The sequence below is a fragment of the Planktothrix sp. PLAVEN19ND genome (assembly GCF_057220675.1).
Genome location: NZ_CM170132.1, coordinates 1,002,088 through 1,022,062, shown reverse-complemented (window position 1 = coordinate 1,022,062; position 19,975 = coordinate 1,002,088). Strand labels below are relative to the sequence as shown.

Here is a 19,975-nt window from a genome sequence, read left to right as displayed (position 1 = left end):
ATAGTTTGTGCAATCTCTTGCCAATATAGCTATAATAGAATAGTTCTGATTCTGAGTCTATGTCACAATGTGAGTCTAATCTTAATTCCCAACAACATCGCCTCCAACTAATCATTCAAGGAATAGTCCAAGGCGTTGGATTTCGTCCGTTTATTTATCGCCTCGCAACGGAGTTAAACTTGACGGGATGGGTGAATAATTCGGTTCGGGGCGTCTTAATTGAAGTTGAAGGTTTCCGTCAGAATTTAGAACAATTTCAATACCGGATTTTAAAGGAAAAACCTCCTCAATCTGAAATTGAAACCTTAGATGCGGTTTGGTTAACCCCGGTGGGTTATTCTGAATTTGAAATACAGGTTTCTGAATCCACAACCCATCCTCAAAAAACCGCTATTGTTTTACCCGATTTATCAACCTGTTCTGACTGTTTACAGGATATTTTTGATCCTAAAAATCGCCGTTATCAATACCCTTTTACTAACTGTACCAACTGTGGGCCGCGTTATTCGATTATTCGGGATTTACCCTATGATCGAAATCAGACCACCATGGCAACATTTACAATGTGTTCCGATTGTCAAAATGAATATAATTATCCTTTAAATCGTCGATTTCACGCCCAACCTAATGCTTGTCCTGTTTGTGGGCCACAATTAGAATTATGGGATAAAAACGGTAATGTTATTGCTAGTTTAAATCAAGCTCTAAAACAGGCGACAAATATTATTCGTTCTGGAAAAATTTTAGCGTTAAAAGGGTTAGGAGGATTTCATTTAATCGTTGATGCTAGAAATGAAACCGCCGTACAAAATTTACGTCAACGCAAACGCCGCCCCGCCAAACCTTTGGCGGTAATGTATCCTAATTTAGAACAGGTCAAACAGGATTGTTACGTTTCAAAATTGGAAGAAAAGTTATTATCTTCTCCTGCTGCTCCCATTGTTTTATTACGAAAGTATGACCCCCCCCATCCCCCCTTACTAATGGGGGGACAAGAAAACCCTCAAACATTTCCCCCCATTACCAAGGGGGGGTTAGGGGGGGTAATTTCCCCAGAAAATCCCTATTTAGGGGTGATGTTACCCTATACCCCTATCCATCATTTATTATTAGCAAACTTGAACTTTCCTATCGTCACAACCAGTGGAAATTTTGCGAGTGAACCGATTTGTATTGATGAAGCGGAAGTGGTGACTCGTCTGAATACCATCGCGGATTTTTTCTTAGTTCATAACCGCCCCATTCTTAGACCTATTGATGATTCAATTGTGAGAATAATTGCAGATCAAGAAATGGTATTGCGTCGGGCTAGGGGTTACGCGCCGTTACCGATTTCTCTCCCTGACCCTGTAGGCGCAAACAGATCCCCATTCTATCAAACTAACTTTAGTTTACCACAATCTTCGGATTTGTCAATAGAAAAGCCAATAAAAATTTTAGCATTGGGTGGTCATTTAAAGAGTACAATTGCAATCGCATTTAATCAAAAAGCCTTCTTAAGTCAACATATTGGGGACTTAGAAAACCCCCTGGCTTTAGCCACATTTCAGGAAGTGATTAATAGTCTGAGTAATATCTATGATTTTCAACCGAATATAATTGTTTGTGACGCCCATCCCGACTATTATTCCACCCAATTTGCAGAAAAACTATCCCAACAGAATCAATATCCGATAGTCCGAGTTCAACATCATGTCGCCCATGTTTTTGCGGTTATTGCTGAACATAATTTACACCCTCCCCTACTAGGAATTGCTTGGGATGGAACCGGATATGGACTCGATGGCACTATTTGGGGTGGAGAGTTTTTTCAAGTCACAGAAACCCAAATTCAACGTATTGCTTCTTTTCGCCCTTTTCCCCTTCCAGGGGGAGATAAAGCGGTATCTGAACCTCGACGAATTGCTTTAGGATTACTCTATGAATTGTGGGGAAATGATCTATTTAATTCTGGGATAAATTTAGAATTGATGGCATCTTTTAAACCTCAAGAATTAAAAATTATCCAAACGATGTTAAACCGTAACTTAAATACTCCTTTAACGTCTAGTGTGGGACGGTTATTTGATGGAGTGGCGGGTTTATTAGGAATCTGTCAAAAGGTTAGTTTTGAAGGAGAAGCGGCTATGGCTTTAGAATTTGCTATTGATGATTTAGAAACCGATGAATATTATCCGTTTGAATGGTTTGATTCTTCCCAACCCCCTTTGGAAAAGGGGGAGAATAGAAGGAATTTTGATCCCCCCCAACCCCCCTTAGAAAAGGGGGAGAATATGGATAATAGGAGTTATAATTGTAGGTATTACCTTAATTGGGAACTGATTATTAAAGGTATATTAGAGGATAAAATTAACGAAAAACCGATTAATTTAATTTCGGCTAAATTTCATAATAGTTTAGTGGAAGCAATAATAGAAATGAGTCAGAAATTAGGCGAAAAAACCATAACCTTAAGTGGGGGATGTTTTCAGAATAAATATTTAATTGAACGGACAATCTCTCGACTTGCTCAAGAAAACTTTAGAGTATATTGGTCACAAAAAAATCCTCCTAATGATGGAGGACTGGCTTTAGGACAAACTGCATTTTTAATTAATCATCAACGATTTGCGCCCAGTCAGGGAAAGACGGGGGAAAGTAGTTGATTTCATAACTGGAATCTTCCCATTCCTTCACCCAGAGGGGAATTTTTCCCGGTTCAGGAGTGCGCGCAAATTGTCTTTCCTTCACCTCAATAATCCGAAAAATTTGCTTGAGGGTGTCTCCTTTATCCAAAGCCTCACAAAGCAGATCATCGAGTTCCGGGTCTACTCGTTTAACCCGGGTTTTTTCATCTTCAACCCACAATAGTTTTAAAGACTCTAAATTGCGGGGACTTAACTTACTTTTGAAATAGACTCGTTTGAGGGTCGCAACCGGGTCTAAACTGCGTTCAACTCGACGAATTTGTTGTAAACGAAGGTAATGCCATTCTGCTAATCGTAACCGTTCTTCAGGACTAATTAACTGTTTGCTTGTGGCGTGTCTCAACCCATATTTCGCTTGAGAACAGCCTAAATTTGCTAACAGATGAATTAACTCTCGTTCTTTCGGTGTTGCCTGTCGTCGAACGATCGTATTAGTTGCTGCCCGTTGCCTTTTGGTTTCCGTTTCCATTTGTCTACCAGCCCATTACAAGAGATAAAATTTCAACTCGACTCAGATCGTCCTAGATGATTTTTGATGTGTAAGCACCATTTTCCGTGAATCACGGGCTACAAGCATCCTCAGACTCACGGATGGGGTTGTAGACAAACGGTATGGACTTGATGATATTCAAACTCAATGGGGTGAGGGTGTCAAGTCGAATGGGAATCGATCGCAGCCAGCACCCGGTTTATTTGAGAGAGAATTTGAGTTAACACGCAGCAAAGATCAATCTAAAGGCAGCTTAACCTAAAACTTGAAACTGTTCTTGAATTTGCTATCAATTCAGTTATATTCAGGAAAAGTGGGTGATTGCAAAAGACCTCTTGAAATCTTTAAAATCTGCCTGCCATAATTAACATAGACTCGCATATCTCGATTGATCAATAACTCAGACGTGACTTGTCCGTAGTGTCCATGTTTGTCCAACTAACCCATCAGGGGTTTACACGAAAGCCATCACTGGAGTTGATCGATTTGGGAATTTTGCCATCAGGTGCATCTTTTATTTTCCTCAATAGACTACTACTATTTTTAATCATAGCCTATCGGGTTAGTCCTTTTTTCGCCCTAGTTGATACTTTGTAAAAGTTGATATTTAGGATAGAGGGATAATTGACCCGAATTTTTATTGATTTCATGAAATAATAAATTCCAAGGTTGAGGATGCACTTATGCGGCTACAGGCTTTGGATGTATTTCGGGGAATTGCGATCGCCAGTATGATATTAGTCAATAATCCGGGTAGCTGGGATTATGTCTATCCTTGGCTGGATCATGCTCAATGGAATGGTTGTACTCCGACGGATTTGGTATTTCCGTTTTTTCTATTTATTGTCGGGGTAGCCATGGCTTTTTCTTTGTCTAAATATACCGAAGAATATCGAGCACCGGAAACCATTGTTCCTAAATCGATTTATCTACAAATTGCTCGGCGGTCTGGGATATTATTTTTATTAGGATTACTCCTGAATGGCTTCCCCAGTTATAACCTCGCCGAAATTAGAATTATGGGGGTTTTACAAAGGATTGGGATAGCTTATTTTTTAGCAGCGATCGCCATTTTTAACCTCTCCAGAAAAGGATTATGGCTACTAGCTGGCGGTATTTTATTAGGCTATTATCTCCTAATGCAATTTGTTTTTGTTCCGGGTTATGGAATCGGAAACCTCAGCCCGGAAGGAAATTTTGCCGCCTATATGGATCGCCTAATTTTAGGTCAATCCCATTTGTGGAAAGGGGGATTTTATGATCCCGAAGGACTTTTTAGTACCTTCCCCGCCGTTGTTTCGGTTTTAGGTGGATATTTAACCGGAAATTGGATTAGAAAACAACCGATTAGAACCGATACCAGTGCCAGTTTAGTCGTATTTGGAATTAGTTGTTTTGTGATTGGTTATTTATGGGCGGAATTGTTTCCCCTGAATAAGTCCCTGTGGACAAGTTCCTTTGTAATTGTTACCGCTGGTTGGTCATTACTTTTGTTAGCTTTCTGTTATGAAACCATCGAAGTCCGATGCTGGACAAAATGGGGATTTCCCTTTAAAGTTATGGGATTAAACGCCCTAACCATATTTGTGGCTTCTGGTTTTGTGGCAAGAATTCTGAATTTAATTAAAATTGGCAATTCTCCCCAAGCCCCCAGCGCTAAAACTTGGTTGTATGAAACCCTATTCCAGTCGGGGTTCGGCGCGATGAATGGATCTCTAGCCTTTGCGATCACCACCCTGTTATTTTGGTGGCTGGTATCCTATGTGATGTATCGCCAGGAATGGTTTGTGAAAGTTTGAAACCCGAAATCGCTACAATGACAGAGAATGACCATTAGCAGCAGAGTGTTATGATCCCAACCGTTATTGAACAATCGGGTCGTGGCGAAAGAGCCTTTGATATCTATTCTCGGCTATTACGCGATCGCATTATCTTTCTCGGACAACAGGTAACCGCCGATTTAGCCAACTTAATTGTGGCCCAGATGCTGTTCCTTGATGCTGAAGACCCAGAAAAAGATATCTACCTTTACATCAACTCCCCAGGAGGTTCGGTGTCGGCGGGTTTAGGGATTTTTGACACCATGAACCACATCCGCCCCGATGTTTCTACCATTTGTCTGGGTTTAGCCGCCAGTATGGGGGCGTTTCTGTTGAGTGCGGGGGCTAAGGGTAAACGGATGAGTCTTCCCCATTCGCGGATTATGATTCACCAACCGTTAGGGGGAGCTCAGGGACAGGCGACGGATATTGAGATTCAGGCCAGGGAAATTTTATATCTGAAAAAACGCCTGAATCAACATTTAGCTGACCACACCGGTCAACCCCTATCACGGATTGAGGATGACACCGAACGGGATTTCTTCATGTCGGCGGAAGAATCCATGCACTACGGTTTAATTGACCAAGTAATTAACCGTCGTCCCTCGGTTTCTAATCCAGTTGTGAGTTAATTAATTTTAAAGTTGTCCTCCCATCTGGGAGCATCGGTGTCAACTTAACCCACGTTAGCCCTGAAATAAATTTCGGGCTAAAAGCGATCGTCATCTGAAGATGACTAAAATCATTCTTCATCAACCCGTTTTAACGGGTTTTAGCTTTGAGCCTGAAATTGATTTCAAGGCTTTTAGACTTAAGTTGACACCGATGATCTGGGAGGCACTTTCAATGGTGAGAATTTTTTCAAATAACGGATTCCCAAAACTGATTAATTCCAGGGAAAAATCCTATTATGATCCAACAACAACTATTCCAAACCCCGATTATTTATTCGGATAGTGACGGTCAACCCATGGCTGATAATACCCGGCAGTTTCAATGGATCGTTACCATCAAAGAAAATTTAGACCTGTTATTTGCTGACAATTCTAATGTGTTTGTAGCGGGGGATTTGCTCTGGTATCCCATGGAAGGAAATAATACAATTCGTCGCGCCCCGGATGTGATGGTGGTTTTTGGTCGTCCCAAGGGTTATCGGGGTTCCTATCAACAATGGCAAGAAGATAATATCCCACCCCAAGTGGTATTTGAGATTCTTTCCCCCGGAAATACAATTAAAGAAATGGCGGCTAAACTACAATTTTATCAACGGTATGGCGTGGAGGAATATTATCTCTATGATCCTGAAAACGTAGATTTTGCCGGATGGCAAATCATTGATGGACAATTAACAATTATTGAAGAAATTCAAGGTTGGGTCAGTCCCCGTCTAGGAGTTCGTTTTGAGATGGCGGAAGAATTACAAATTTTTACCCCCACGGGAGAACGGTTTTTAACGTTTGTAGAATTAGGGCAAAAATTACAACAGGAAAGGCAACGGGCGGAACTAGCAGAAGCTCGATTAAAAGCCTTAGAAGAACGGTTGAAAAGCTTAGGAGTTGATCCAAATCTTTGAATCAGGACAAGGGGTGTAGCTACTGGACTAACCACAACGTATCTAAATAATTAATGCGGGCGGAGGGACTCAAGGCGGTTAAGACCTGTTCTCCGTAACTGCGATGTAAGACCCGACTATCAAATAGGGCGACAACCCCCTGACTATCCCGCACCGTGGCAACGGCTCGTTGGAGTTCACTTAATGCTTTTGGTAATAAATAAAACCGGAACCAATCTCGATGTTGTTGTTTATAGTAGGCGACCTGTCCAGCCACTAAAGGATCTTCTAAAGAAGGAATAGGTAAGGTGGCGATCGCTAATAAATGAGGTGAAGGTAAACGGCCCTGATGTTCTCGCCAAAACTCCCAACCTGTAACTAAAACTGCATTTTCCGGTAAATCCGTGGTTTCTACCCGCACCCGAGAACCAAATTCCGCCGCCATCGCCGTACTTACTTGGGCTTTTAACGGAACATCTTCCACTAATAAAACACTGAATCCTTGGACTGACAAACTCATATATAAAATAGTGTGAAGCTCTTTAGTCAAAGCTATTTGATACTGGGGAGTATTGGGTAAAGGAAAACCCGATGGGATATAAAGTTGGATCAGTTGGCTTTGTCGATCATGGGTAAATTTTACCCCCGTAATTTCTCCGAGTCCCACCGCTTGGCGATAAATCGGAGCCTGTTTATCTAAATCTAAAGCTCCTCCAATCAAAACCACGGGCTGTTGGGGCCAAAGGGGACTTAACTCCGATGCCACATCCACCGGCCCACAAAACAGGGAAAAGGTTCCCAATGTTCGATCCACCACGGCCCATTTTAACTGTTCAGGCCGTTGCCAACGTTGCCAAAAACTCTGCCATTCAGATAACTGGGGATCGATAACCCCATACAGTTGCTCAATTATTTCCTGTTCTGGACTGTCTAAAACATAACATTGATAGGGATTGGGGGGATGTTGGAACAAAATCCGAGTCAGGTGTATGCGGGTGTCTCGAATGGTTTCCCCCTGGTGGGGTTGCTGCTGCATCAAATCATTCCAGTCCTGGGGATGTAAACTAACCGTTAGGGTTTGGCGTGTCCAGGTTTCCAAATCATCAACCCCATCAATCACCGTCAGAATTTGCTGAGGAAAGCGGTGATCCTCCCGGAAGCGACTGGATAACCAGGCTGAAGGGGTTGTTAATAAGACCCCCGAAAAGCTATCATTGGGCCAGAAATCCCCTCGGAGAATGGGTTTATTGACAATTAGGTCAGGATTAATCCAGGGTTGTAAATTCAGTCTTTGGAGTTCGTCCAAAATCCCATCGGGCGCCACCACCATTACAGGTTGGTGCCAGACTAATAATGGTATCCAATAACTCAACCGATAGGAATGATGATAGTGGCTGGGGGGAATCCCCGTTTGAATTAAAGCATCCCGTCCCAAACGTAACGCCCGAGCCACTAGGCGGGCCATGGTCAGATGATGGGGCCACAGGGCTTCGGTTTGGGACTTGAGCAGGTTTCGCAGTAAGTTATGGACTTCAACTTCTATCAAATTCGTTCAAAAACATAGCGGGGAATAGGGAGCAGGGGGAGCAGGGGGAGCAGGGGGAGCAGGGGAGGCAGGGGGAGCAGGGGGAGCAGGGGGAGCAGGGGAGGCAGGGGGAGCAGGGGGAGCAGGGGGAGCAGGGGGAGCAGGGGGAGCAGGGGAGGCAGGGGAAGTAGGGGGAGCAGGGGAGGCAGGGGAGGCAGGGGGAGCAGGGGGAGCAGGGGAAGTAGGGGGAGCAAACTATTGCCTATTGCCTATTGCCTATTGCCTATTGCCTATTGCCTATTCCTAATGACTAAGATAATCAAAACTTTCGATAAAATCAATCATCTCTTTAAAATCCGGTAGATTAGATTGACGGGAATTGAGGGTTAAATCGGCATCGGTTTGACGACTAGAGAGATCAGCAAAGCGTTTGCCAAAATTAGCATTATTATGAACCATTAAACTTTGTTGACTGCTATTTTTTAATAGGGTTTGAGTGGCGGATTTAAAAAATACAGACCGAGAATCACCTTGATTTTCTTTGACTAATAGTTTAAAGTCATTGGCTTTAATAATGACTTGATTCATGGCGGTTAAAATTTGAATTTTTCGATTTTTTCCTAAATTTTCTTCTTTAATTTTTTTCATCAAACTAATAATATTTTTTTGTGTAGGGGAAGAATCATCAAAGGGAAAAATAATCATACAAGCTAGGGGAAATAAATGTTCTTCCCGTTCGACAATAAAGGTTAAAGTTGTGCGTCGATAATCCACCTCAATACTCGGTGGACGATTCATCACCGGATAGACTTGAGCTAATTTATGATAGATGGTCATTAAAATTAAATTAGATTCAAAATCCAACGGAGCATCCACAAAAATTTGCACCAGGGGAAGACTTTGATTAAAAAATTTTTTCAGGGTTTCAGGATTAAAATGTACAACATGACTATGATCTCCATTGGGGCTTAAATCAATCCATTCACATTTGAGATCTTCGGCTTTTAAACTAAATCTATGCACATCATAAAGTTTAGCTCCGGTTAAGGTGGCTCCCGATAAATCCGCCCCCACCCAGTCCGATTGAATTAAATTAGCTTGGGTTAAATCCGCATGAACAAAACTGGCTTTCACTAAATTAGTATTACTTAAATTAGCACCACTCAAATTTGCCCCGCTCAAGTTAGCTTCGCTCAAATTTGCCCCGCCTAAATTCGCGCCCCGCAAATCCGCCCAGCGTAAATTGGCTCCCCCTAAATCCGCCCCACTTAAATTAGCATGGGTCAGGTTTACTTGTCGCATTTCTGCATAGTTAAAATCCGCTTTGGGTAAATCCGCTTTAGTTAAATTGGCTCCCCTTAAATCTGCTCTCCTAAAGCAAGCTCCTACCCCAAAAATAGCGCGTAAATTCGCCCCACTTAAATTAGCATAGGTAAAATCGGTTTGTTCAACTTTGGCTTCCCTTAAATCCGCCCCATTTAAGTTGGCTTGAATTAATTTCGCTTTACTCAATAATGCTTGAATTAATTCCCCGCGAATCAGTAGACTTTCAATTAGAGAGGCTTCGCTTAAATCGGCTCGCACTAAATTGCTAACATTGAGGGTGGCTCGATCTAAAATGGCGTTACTCAAATTGGCATTACTTAGTCGAGCAACATTAAAATTAGCTCCGGTTAAGTTACAGCCACTTAAATTAGCAGAGGTTAAATTAGCGACCATGAAAGAAGCCCCACTTAAATTGGCTTGACTCAATTTAATCCGGCTTAAATTATTTTCATTCAAGTTAATCCCACTAAAATCCCGCTCCCCTTCCTGATATCTTTTAACAATTTGGTAGACTTTTACTAATTCACTTTCAATCATAATGGTGATCCTTTAACCCTGATTAAATGAATAATTATTGATTCTCTATAGCAATCCTATTTGAGTTGTGTTCAAAATTACTGATCAAAAGGGAACGCCGGATCTGGGAACAGGGGTAATACTTCTGACTGTTTCATATCAGTATTGAAATGTTACAACCTATTTGGGATTGCTATAGTTATGGCTTAAGCCTTGATCAAAAAGCCCTAAAATCCTTTAATAAAATTTAGGATAGTTTCTGTATCAAGGGGTTTGGGGTTTAAATAGGGATTGTTCAGGGATTCTGAACTTTCTGATGATTCAGAATAACAGCCTAAACTTCTGCCAAAATAAGCATGGCTATGGAGGATTAAACTTTGATGGCTAGAACTTCTGAGAATGGTTCTTGTGGGATTTAAAAAGAAAGGCGTTGAGGTTTCAATTTCTGCTTGCCAAGATTGGGGAAGTTTAATATCGGTCAACAAACGGATCTGTTGAGCGATTTCCACTCCTAATTGTACAATTCGATTAGATAACTGTACTGGAAAATGACCGCAATTGTCAGGAGTTAACTGTTTAATTGCGGTTTCGATCGCTTTTTGGGTAACATCGGCATCCCTAAAGGGTAAAATGGCAATATAAGCAACATTAAAGAGTTGTTCATTGGATTCAATTTTGAATGAAATTACTGTGCGTCGGGAATTAACTTCCAAGGTGGGCGGCTGACTCAGTAGGGAGGATTGTTGTTGCAGATAATGATAAATTTTAGCTAAAATTGTATGGGCTTCAAATCCTAATCGGGTATCAACACTAATTTCTACCGTCGGAAAGGTAGCATTAAAAAATTTATTCGCTTCTTTAGGACTAAAGGTTTGAATCTGATTACTGTCTCCTAGGGGACTTAAATCAATCCAATCACAGGTAATTTCTTCTGCTTTTAAGTCAAAACGAGATACTCCATATAATTTAGCTCCGGTTAAAGATGAACCAGTTAAATCCGCCCCAGTACAATCGGAATTAATTAAATTAGCTTGGGTTAAATCCGCATGAATTAAAACCGCATTCATTAGGTTAGCCCCACTTAAATTAGCTCCACACAAACTCGCCCCACTTAATCGAGCTTGTTCTAAATTTGCCCCACTTAAATTAGCGCCATTCAAATCGGCCCAACGGAGATTTGCACCGCGCAGATCAGCCCCACTCAGATTAGCTTTAGACAGATTTACCTGTCGCAATTCACTATTGCTTAAATTAGCACCTCTTAAATCTCCTTTGGTAACACAAGCTCGATGTAAACTAGCTCGTTCTAAATTAGAACCAATTAAGATAGCATCGGTTAAATTTGCCCCATTCAAATTGACTTGTTCTAGGTTAGCTTGGCGCAGGGTCGCTTCTCGCAAATCGGCTTCGCTGAGATTGGCCCCTATTAATAAAGCATTACTCAAATCGCAACGCATGAGTTCAGCCCGAATTAAAGAAGCATTAATTAAAGACGCTTCTCTGAGGTCGGCGCGAATTAGATTGGCAACATTGAGCACCGCATCATCGAGTCTAGCGCCAGTTAAATTCGCACCACTCAAGCGGGCAACATTGAGTTTAGCTTGACTGAAATTGACTTCAGAAAGATTGGCACCACTGAGATTCGTAATGCTCAAAATGGCTTGGCTGAGATTGGCTTGGCTGAGATTGGCTCGACTGAGATTGGCTTCACAAAGCAAAATACCTGTAAAGTCCCTTGTCCCTGATTGATATTTGAGCAGAAGTTCATCGGCATCCATGCCTTCTAACTCTCCAAATTAGTGAGGTTGATTATAGAAAATTATAGCAAAATATGGTAAAATTTATCTACCTATAAAAAGGGTAAAATTGCTCTAATAATATTAGTTTAAACCTGAAACAATCGTTTTTCAATTCAACTTAATGCTAAATTATTTAATAACCCATTAAATAGCTTTAAATTAACTTGATAAAATGATTGTAAAATTGATCTTTAAGTGATAGATTTAATAACGCTTTTCCCTAATAATTTAAGTGGAGTCTTTATTGATGAATATTGGCATTATCGGACTGGGTTTAATTGGCGGATCACTCGGTTTAGATTTATTCACCCATCGACAACAAACCCAAACCCAAATTTACCTATCCGATTCTCCTGTGTCTCTACCCCTATCCTATCGCATTTTGGGGATCAGTCGGAAACCGGAAACTTGCGAGGTTGCCGTCGCCCGGGGGGTTGTGGATGAGGCTAGTGTGGATTTATCTTTGATGGGTCAAGCTGATATTATTTTTATTTGTACGCCTATTGCTGCGATCGCTCCCACTATTATAGAACTAATTCCCTATTTACAACCCCATACTATTTTAACCGATGTGGGTTCTGTGAAAAAACCGATTGTAGAAAGCTGTTCGGAATTATGGCCGAATTTTGTCGGGGGACATCCGATGGCGGGGAATACGGAAACCGGAATTGACGCGGCACAACATGATTTATTTATTAATAAACCCTATGTGATTACACCGACTAGCAACACGCCCCCAGAATCAATTAGAATTGTAGAATCTATTGTGAATTTATTGCAAGCTAAAATCTACCATTGTCAACCGGAAGAACATGATCGAGCGGTGGCTTGGATTTCCCATTTACCTGTAATTATTAGTGGGAGTTTAATTGCGGCTTTAAGATTAGAAGATAATCCCGATGTTGATTTATTAGCTCACTATTTTGCCAGTTCGGGATTTAGGGATACCAGTCGGGTCGGGGGGGGAAATCCAGAATTAGGATTAATGATGGCAAAATATAATCGAGAAGCCCTATTGCGATCGCTCAAATCCTACAAACAAACCCTAGATCAAATCACCAATTATATTGAACAAGAGGACTGGGAAACCCTAGATAAACAGTTAAATCAAAACCATTGCGATCGACTAAAATTCCACTTCTAACCCGTAGTGAGTCCTTCAGGACTCTCTTATTATATTTATTATAAACGACGATTAACAACCAAATCCCATAACCTTTGGGGTAACTGGATCAAATGGTCTAAAAGTTCCTGGGGCCCAATCCCAAATACCAGTTGTAAAACTAATACAATAACTGCGATCGCAATTGCTGTACTAACACTCGCTTTCAACACCTGAACTGCCCAGGTAAAAACCAACCAAGCTACCAATAAAGAGGCTAATAAAATAATTAATTCAACCATGATAAATTAAAGGGGTGAGAAACCGGGTTTTTCTAGGGATTTTGATACTTAGTATTAGGTTAACGCAAAAACCCGGTTTCTGAGAGTTGGCTGTTAACCCGTAGGGGCGGGTTACGTAACAATATTTGATATTAACAAATAACCTCAATAAACCCGCCCAAACCTAGAAGATCCCCCCTAGCCCCCCTTAAAAAGGGGGGGACAAGATGTGACTTAAAAGGGGGGGACAAGATGTGACTTAAAAGGGGGGGACAAGATGTGACTTAATAAGGGGGGGACAAGATGTTCTTAAAGTCCCCCTTTTTAAGGGGGATTTAGGGGGATCTTCTAGGTTTGGGCGGGTTTAGGCGGTTTTGGGGTGGGAATTTTAGATTAACGCGAACCCGCCCCTACGGTTTTCTAACAGATTTTGCTAAAAAAAAATAAAAATCCTCGCTTCGCTCGGACACAAGGGAAGAAGGGAAAAGAAAAAAGAAGGGTAAAGGGCAAAAGGGCTAAAGGGTAAAGGGCTAAAGAGTCCACGCAGGCGGGAGGGAAACAATACGAAACCCGAAGTTGCTGTCCCGACCGTCCGGCTCGATCCTGCCACGATTGGCACAGCGGCAACCCCAGGGATAGTAGATCCACGAACCTCCGCGAAGCACCCGGTTTTGATTGCTGCTTAATAATTTGGTTAAATTTTCAACATCATAGATTTGATAACGATTATCATTCTTATTCTGCTCATCCCAAACTTCTCCTTGCGTTGGTGCTCCTTCATAGTTTTCATGCCAAGGGTCGGCGCACCATTCCCAGACATTGCCATGGAGATCATACAGTCCAAAGGTGTTGGGAGGGAATTGACCAACGGGGGTGGTTTCCTCTCGATATTTCCCCTTGGGTTCCTCTGCATAGGTTTCAGTTCCCCGATAATTGGCTAAATTACTGGTTAGGGTTTCCCCAAAGTAAAAGGGGGTTTGAGTTCGGGCACGACAAGCATATTCCCATTGAGCTTCTGAGGGTAAATGGTAGGGGCGTCCGGTGCGTTGGAGCAGTCGGGCACAGAATTCGACGGCATCGTACCAGGAAACGTTTTCTACGGGTCGGTGAGATCCCCCCCTAGCCCCCCCTTGGGAAAGGGGGGAACCGGAAGTTCCTGAAGCCCCCTTTTCTAAGGGGGGTTGGGGGGGATCTTCTTCGCTTGTTAAAGGGGTTTGGGGGGAAACTCCTAAAGCCCCCCCTTGATAAGGGGGGGTTGGGGGGGTATCTTTAAAATAAGAACAGTCAGGATCAAGATCCCGTTGAATTTTGGGCCAGTTAGCCACGGCTTGCCATTGGGCTTGGGTGATGGGATATCTGGCCATGAAAAAGGGAGGCACTGTAACTTGATGTTGGGGGCGTTCGTCTTTATCTCCTTCCCCCTCTGGTGAACCCATGGGGAATGTCCCCCCAGGAATATAAACCATCTCTAAGGTGACTCCATTTCCCAGGTCTTCGGTGAAGTATTGGGCTTGCTGGGGTTCCCTGTTGATAATTTCACCCTTTTTGTTAACAGTAACGGTTTCAAAGGAAAATCTTTTCAGAGGAATGCGACCGAGGACACTACCCGGTTTTGCTAGTTCAACTCCCGCTAAGTTAACGGTTTCTGCCTGACCTAAATATTGTTCCCAGTCCCGTTGGGCGTTTTCGGTTTCTCGACGAATACCTCGCGCTTGGGCACCATATCCTTTAGCCGCAATTAATAAGGGTTGATATTGGTCGGGTAAAACCGGAGATAGGGTTAGTGCTAATTCCGACCATTGTATTAACTCGGATTTATTATTTTCTAAATAGGCTTTTTTCAAGGATTTTGCCAACTGTTGCACGGCTTCATCCTGTTGGTCAGTATAGGCTAAAGCTGCCCATTGTTGTCGTTCATAAAGACTTCCTAACCAATGGGGAAGTTGAGATTTTAGCTGTTTTTTTAGGTATTCAATGATAAAATCAGATAATTCTTTTAGTCGTTTTTCTCCTTCTTGGTCTGTGAGTTTGATCAATAATTGATTACGGATATCTGGTTCTATTTCATAGAGTTCTATTAATTCTTCTTCAACAGGTTGGCAAAAATCTGATAACAATATATCCGCGACTGCATACCAAGGAAGTTCAAGTTTAGGGTAATTAGGGACTAAAAATTTTTTCCAAAGACGATAGAGAAGGTCTGGAGTTAAGGTTAGGGGAAAGGCGGCATGGGACGCTAGGTTTAAATAGGAATTACCGTATTGTTGGGTAAAGCTATTAATTCGACTGGTGGTGTCGAAGTCCCAGTTAAGAGAACCCCCCCAACCCCCATTGGTACGGGGGGAGTTAGAGTCTTGGGAAGTTTCTGGGGAAGATCCCCCCCAACCCCCCTTGGTAAGGGGGGAGTTAGAGAAAGAGTCACCCCAACGTAACCAACGCAGCATTTTTTGATATTCTGCGGGGTTGAGGGCAAACATGGGGACTTGTTTGGGGTATATTTTGGCGATGTCTTCCGCAGTCGTATCTAACCAACGGTCACGGGGGAGAGGGTTTAACCAAGCGACACGGGAAACGGTATCGGTGAGGAAGTTAAGAAATTCTACGGTTTCGTCCCAACGGTCAGGAACAGAACGTTGTTTTGCCGCGCCAGCATCACTAATAATTAAAGCAACGGTATTCTTAGGGGAAAATTCACTTAAAACCGTTTCGATATCTTCCCCTTTTCGTAGTTGGGGGTCAAGATATAAGCTATCGGTTGGGCAGTTATGGAAATAGTAAACCGTCGCGCCTGACCACAGGTTAACCCAATGGCGACAAAGGGGATGAAAGGGCGCCATTGACCCTTTTTGGTCGATGAGTAATAGGACTTTTGGGGGTATTTCTAGGGTCTGGGTGGGGGCGAAAACAGGTTTAATGAAAAAACCATCTTTGGTAATTTGTTCAACGGTAGCGGGAATATCTATTTCCTTGAAAAAGGTTTTTGGACGTTGAGGTTTAAAGGTTTCCCATCCTTCCCGTAGTTGTTGACGACTTACGGGGAAATAATAACTTTCTTGCCAATTTACAGAAATAGCAGTTCCCACTTGCAGGTTTTGGGTTTCAATTGTTAAGTATTCTTCCGGTTCTCCATCGCCCTCCTTTTCAATGGGGGTTGGGGGGGTATCATCGGGATTTTCTGGAGTAGTGACTAATTGTTGTTTACCTCCATCGCCCCCATTTCCAAGGGGGGTTGGGGGGGTCTTATCGGGGTTTTTTGAACTTAAAATTAACTCTTGCCAACAGGTATCAAACTGATGTTGTTCTTTTGGAGATTTAACCCAAACGGCTTGACAAAGGTATTTTATTTTATCAAAATTAGTCGGATCAAAACCATCCTCAATAGACCGGGTTAAGGCTTCCACTGCAAAATTATACTGGTCAATTCCTAGGGGAAATCCAGCTTTTTTGAGTTGTTCAAATAATTTTAGCAGTGGTAAAGCGGTTGTCATTTTTGAGGTTAGGTTTTACATGGTTATAGAGTTCTGAGATCCCTTTCTGGCGTAGGGGCGAGGCGCGCCTCGCCCCTACAGACTCGTTAAAACAGCGCCTCGCCCCTACAGACTCGTTAAAACAGCGCCTCGCCCCTACAGACTCGTTAAAACAGATTAATCAAATGGTTAGGGGGGATCATTAGGTTAAATATCCTGATAACTATTAGAACTCTTATGATCTTTGAATAACGTACTTGGTAGAGGAATTCCTGGTTTTTCGAGCATTGCCTTAATTTCCCCCGTAGGATAGTCATAAAGGGCTTTAAACCAATCAATTAATTCACTGGTACTAACTTGTTTAGGGAGTTCATCTTCTTCCATTGCCTCTCGCAGTTTCATAAATTTATCTAAAGCCTCTTTAACTATTATAGCCGGAGGATTCTTGAACCGACTATTAATAATTTCGGTTAACCGTATCCCATCAGGAAATTCTACATAATGATATAAACACCGTCGCAAAAAGGCACTGGGAAGTTCCTGTTCTCGGTTAGAGGTAATAATAATAATCGGTGGTGCAGCTTTATTAGCACGTTCCCAACGAGGTTCGCCATTTTCTTCTCGGAGTTCTTTAACCAGGAATTTCTGTTGGTCAATAGCTAATAATAAATCATTGGGTAAGTCTTTATCCGCTTTATCAATTTCATCAATTAAAACAATAGTCCGACAGTCCTGTTCTCGAAAGGCATATCCTAATGGCCCCCAGTTAATAAAATTTTCTGGGTCACGGGGGTTTATGTTGTCATCTTGTACCTTTTCTTTGTCTAATTGTGCGGCTTGAAGTCTCCCGACATAATCATAAGTATAAAAGCCATCCTGAGCTTTACTGGTAGATTGAATATTCCAGAGTCTATATTTCCATAAAATATCAGGATAACGTTTATTTAATTGATAAGCAACCGCCGCCGCTAACTGACTTTTACCACATCCGGGCTCTCCTTCCAACAGTAACGGACGGTTGAGACGAATGGCTAAATTAACCGCTTCTACTAACCCATCACTGGGATAATAGGGGTAAATTTCTTGGTCAACTAAATCACTCCATTCTCCCCCTTGAGGGGGTTGAAATTCTCCAGTTTCATCTTTTTTATATTGAATTTTGGTATTAGGGTTTATCGGTGTGGGTAGTTTTGCCATTGTCGAATTAAGTCCTCAGTTTTACAGTCGAATTGTCGATATAAAGCCCGAATTATTTTTTCTGTTCCTCCTTGACCTTTTTCTAGGATACTTTGAGAAAGAGTGGCTGGATCTTCTTTAAGCGTTTTATCTAATTTTAAAGCAATTCTAGGGAGAATTTCAATTAAATCTTTTGCTTCAAAAGGATTAGCTGGAGTGAGTTCTGCGATCGCATCTTTTAAAATATCACAATTTTTCCATTCCGTTTGCCAATCATTTCCTCTATCACTAGAGATCATAAACATTAAAATCTTACCAGGTTTTTCTGTATTTACCCTAGCCAAAATCGGTTTCCAAAATTCGTTAATCAAGTCTTTAAAGTCTTTAAATTCATAATCATCAACATTAATAATCAAGAAAATATATTTACTTTTCAAGACTTCATTAAGGGATTGAGCAGGATTTCTTTCATTGAATCTTTCATTGAATATTGATGTTAAATCGTTGATTGAAGGAGAGGTGTGTTTAGAATTACTAAAAAAATCTTCCGGTTGTACTTCTTTGCCAAAAGTTTTAATCTCATATGCAATTCTTCGCAACATCCAAGTTCGACGATAGGAACAAGAATTAATCACTAAAAAGGCTTTAGGTGCATGACTTAAAGCTAAATTACTACAAACTAAATCTTTTTGCTCTTTATGATTAAATGTATTTAAAACTTCTACTAATAAGCTTGTTTTTTTACTATCTTTATGTTTAAACTCTTTATGTTTAACCGGTGTTTCCTGATCTATAACCTCCTCCCAAGATACCCCTAAAACTTCGCAAAAGGCAATAAAAATATCTTCATCAATTCGCTTACCCGATAAAAAATCTTGCCAATTTCGGTAAGTAATTCGATCTGTTATTAATCCATAATTATAAAATAAATCATTCAATTTTAAGCCCTCATTACCATCCTTAATTAATTGATTTATACTGATTAAAGATTGTAACTTAGAATTGTCAGTAAAAATATTAGAAGTAATTCTTGAATATTGATCAGTCGCTTTAGTGATTTTATTCTTTTCGATAATCTTTTTTAACCAATTTAACTTAAGAGTAGGGTTTAACTTATCTTGAATAGAAATTCCTAAAGCAGGAAGAATTACATTTTTAAATTGATACAAGCTGGCTGCTGGTAAGGCTTGGGAGTATTGATCTGTTGTCCATCCTTTACCCCGACGTGCTGTTTCAATTTGCTTTTTTCGGTCTGGTGAAACCTTAACTTTGTTATTCATCCCTCAATGATTAAACGGTGAATACCCCGATCCTGATCAAAACCTGATCAGAATTTGGGTTTACTGAGTCTGGTGTGAGATCGTATCAACAGCTTGAGAAAACAAGGGTTCAACGACCCAAAACTATCAAGCCTGAACCTTGACAACTGCATAGCAACCTTTCGGTTGACATAAAAGGCCATCGATTCAGTTATCTGTTCAGACAAGTAAATCAACGGCTCGAAAACTAATGATTAGTCAGATTGTACAGCAGAACGGTGTTTCCTCGCCTGACAGGGTTAATTATCCGTTTGAGAAGTTCCTGGTCGCAATTAAGGTGATCCCGTCTCATACGTTGACTCTGGAGAAACTGAAAGATTTGGTCACTCGGTTGCATTTACCGAAGGAATGTTGGGAGGCTTTCGTTTTATTTCTTCCTGATCGCTATGGCCATCAAATCCTGTGTCGGAATGATTCTGTTGAGGTGCTGGTGATGTGTTGGGGGCCAGGTCAACTCTCTGGCATTCACCCCCACAAACAGGCCGCGTTGAATGTGACTAAAGTCCTTCAGGGGTCGATCACTCAACAGCGCTATGTTGCCGACGAAAAACGGAAATTATCCTGTTGGAAAGAAGAAACCGTAAGTGCCGGGGAAATTACCTGGACTGACCGTTATGAATACCACCAGTTAGTTAATAACAGTGATGAAGATTGTGTGACATTGCACGTTTATTCGCCTGTCAGAGACTAGGGATTATAGGACTCAATAGAAACCGGGTTTCTCTGAGAGAAAATGCTTTCTTGATAAAAACAAGACAAGAAACCCGGTTTCTCATTCCTTTTATGTCAATTCTGATTTTTCCCTCTGGTGAAACCTTAACTTTGTTAGTCATTCCTAATCGTTACGCGATGAAATCCTGATCAAAACCTGATCAGAATTTTGGGTTACTGAGTCGAGTGTGAGATCGTATCAAC

Annotated in this window: 13 protein-coding genes and 1 pseudogene; 6 read left to right on the top strand and 8 right to left on the bottom strand. The window is 41.5% G+C overall.

Going from position 1 to position 19,975, the window contains the following annotated elements:
* Positions 1-59 precede the first annotated feature (59 nt).
* Positions 60-2,645, top strand: coding sequence for a carbamoyltransferase HypF (locus AC2D3N_RS04515; protein WP_484692907.1), 2,586 nt, complete (start codon positions 60-62; stop codon positions 2,643-2,645).
* On the opposite strand, the gene AC2D3N_RS04510 is transcribed toward AC2D3N_RS04515, so the two are convergent.
* Complete coding sequence (locus AC2D3N_RS04510) at positions 2,593-3,156, bottom strand: hypothetical protein (RefSeq protein WP_079678673.1); 564 nt, start codon at positions 3,154-3,156, stop codon at positions 2,593-2,595. The two genes, AC2D3N_RS04515 and AC2D3N_RS04510, sit on opposite strands and share 53 nt — an antisense overlap.
* Before the next feature lie 704 nt (positions 3,157-3,860).
* On the opposite strand from AC2D3N_RS04510, the gene AC2D3N_RS04505 reads away from it, so the two are divergent.
* From AC2D3N_RS04505 to AC2D3N_RS04495, 3 genes are all read left to right on the top strand, one after another.
* Positions 3,861-4,976 (top strand): acyltransferase family protein, encoded by a 1,116-nt coding sequence (locus AC2D3N_RS04505; RefSeq protein WP_484692906.1) that lies wholly within the window; start codon positions 3,861-3,863, stop codon positions 4,974-4,976.
* A gap of 50 nt (positions 4,977-5,026) precedes the next feature.
* A complete protein-coding gene (gene clpP, locus AC2D3N_RS04500) occupies positions 5,027-5,629 on the top strand; it encodes an ATP-dependent Clp endopeptidase proteolytic subunit ClpP (protein WP_079678670.1) in 603 nt (200 codons plus the stop codon).
* 278 nt (positions 5,630-5,907) lie between these two features.
* Positions 5,908-6,570: a Uma2 family endonuclease gene (locus AC2D3N_RS04495; RefSeq protein WP_484692905.1), complete on the top strand. Its 663-nt coding sequence runs from the start codon at positions 5,908-5,910 to the stop codon at positions 6,568-6,570.
* Positions 6,571-6,589: 19 nt separating this feature from the next.
* Here AC2D3N_RS04495 and AC2D3N_RS04490 read toward each other — a convergent pair whose 3' ends face one another.
* From AC2D3N_RS04490 to AC2D3N_RS04480, 3 genes are all read right to left on the bottom strand, one after another.
* Positions 6,590-8,095 (bottom strand): helicase C-terminal domain-containing protein, encoded by a 1,506-nt coding sequence (locus AC2D3N_RS04490; protein ID WP_484692904.1) that lies wholly within the window; start codon positions 8,093-8,095, stop codon positions 6,590-6,592.
* Positions 8,096-8,377: 282 nt separating this feature from the next.
* Positions 8,378-9,937 carry a pentapeptide repeat-containing protein gene (locus AC2D3N_RS04485; RefSeq protein ID WP_079678665.1) on the bottom strand — a complete coding sequence of 520 codons (1,560 nt, stop codon included), beginning with the start codon at positions 9,935-9,937 and terminating at the stop codon, positions 8,378-8,380.
* Positions 9,938-10,143: 206 nt separating this feature from the next.
* Complete coding sequence (locus AC2D3N_RS04480; protein WP_079678663.1) at positions 10,144-11,694, bottom strand: pentapeptide repeat-containing protein; 1,551 nt, start codon at positions 11,692-11,694, stop codon at positions 10,144-10,146.
* Between the two features lie 268 nt (positions 11,695-11,962).
* On the opposite strand from AC2D3N_RS04480, the gene AC2D3N_RS04475 reads away from it, so the two are divergent.
* Positions 11,963-12,859: a prephenate/arogenate dehydrogenase gene (locus tag AC2D3N_RS04475; protein ID WP_484692903.1), complete on the top strand. Its 897-nt coding sequence runs from the start codon at positions 11,963-11,965 to the stop codon at positions 12,857-12,859.
* A 38-nt stretch (positions 12,860-12,897) separates the two neighbouring features.
* Here the strand turns inward: AC2D3N_RS04475 and AC2D3N_RS04470 are convergent, their stop codons facing one another.
* The 4 genes and pseudogenes from AC2D3N_RS04470 to AC2D3N_RS04455 all read right to left on the bottom strand — a co-directional run bounded on the left by AC2D3N_RS04470 (position 12,898) and on the right by AC2D3N_RS04455 (position 19,021).
* Positions 12,898-13,119 (bottom strand): hypothetical protein, encoded by a 222-nt coding sequence (locus tag AC2D3N_RS04470; protein WP_339394360.1) that lies wholly within the window; start codon positions 13,117-13,119, stop codon positions 12,898-12,900.
* Positions 13,120-13,628: 509 nt separating this feature from the next.
* Positions 13,629-14,672, bottom strand: a pseudogene (locus AC2D3N_RS04465) (formylglycine-generating enzyme family protein); the annotation flags it as partial.
* A 2,100-nt stretch (positions 14,673-16,772) separates the two neighbouring features.
* A complete protein-coding gene (locus AC2D3N_RS04460; protein ID WP_484692902.1) occupies positions 16,773-17,762 on the bottom strand; it encodes an AAA family ATPase in 990 nt (329 codons plus the stop codon).
* Entirely contained in the window at positions 17,738-19,021 is a 1,284-nt protein-coding gene (locus tag AC2D3N_RS04455) for a hypothetical protein (protein ID WP_484692901.1), read from the bottom strand. The genes AC2D3N_RS04460 and AC2D3N_RS04455 overlap by 25 nt, the downstream gene beginning before the upstream one ends.
* 229 nt (positions 19,022-19,250) lie before the next feature.
* On the opposite strand from AC2D3N_RS04455, the gene AC2D3N_RS04450 reads away from it, so the two are divergent.
* A complete protein-coding gene (locus AC2D3N_RS04450) occupies positions 19,251-19,751 on the top strand; it encodes a cysteine dioxygenase (RefSeq protein WP_484692900.1) in 501 nt (166 codons plus the stop codon).
* Positions 19,752-19,975 lie beyond the last annotated feature (224 nt).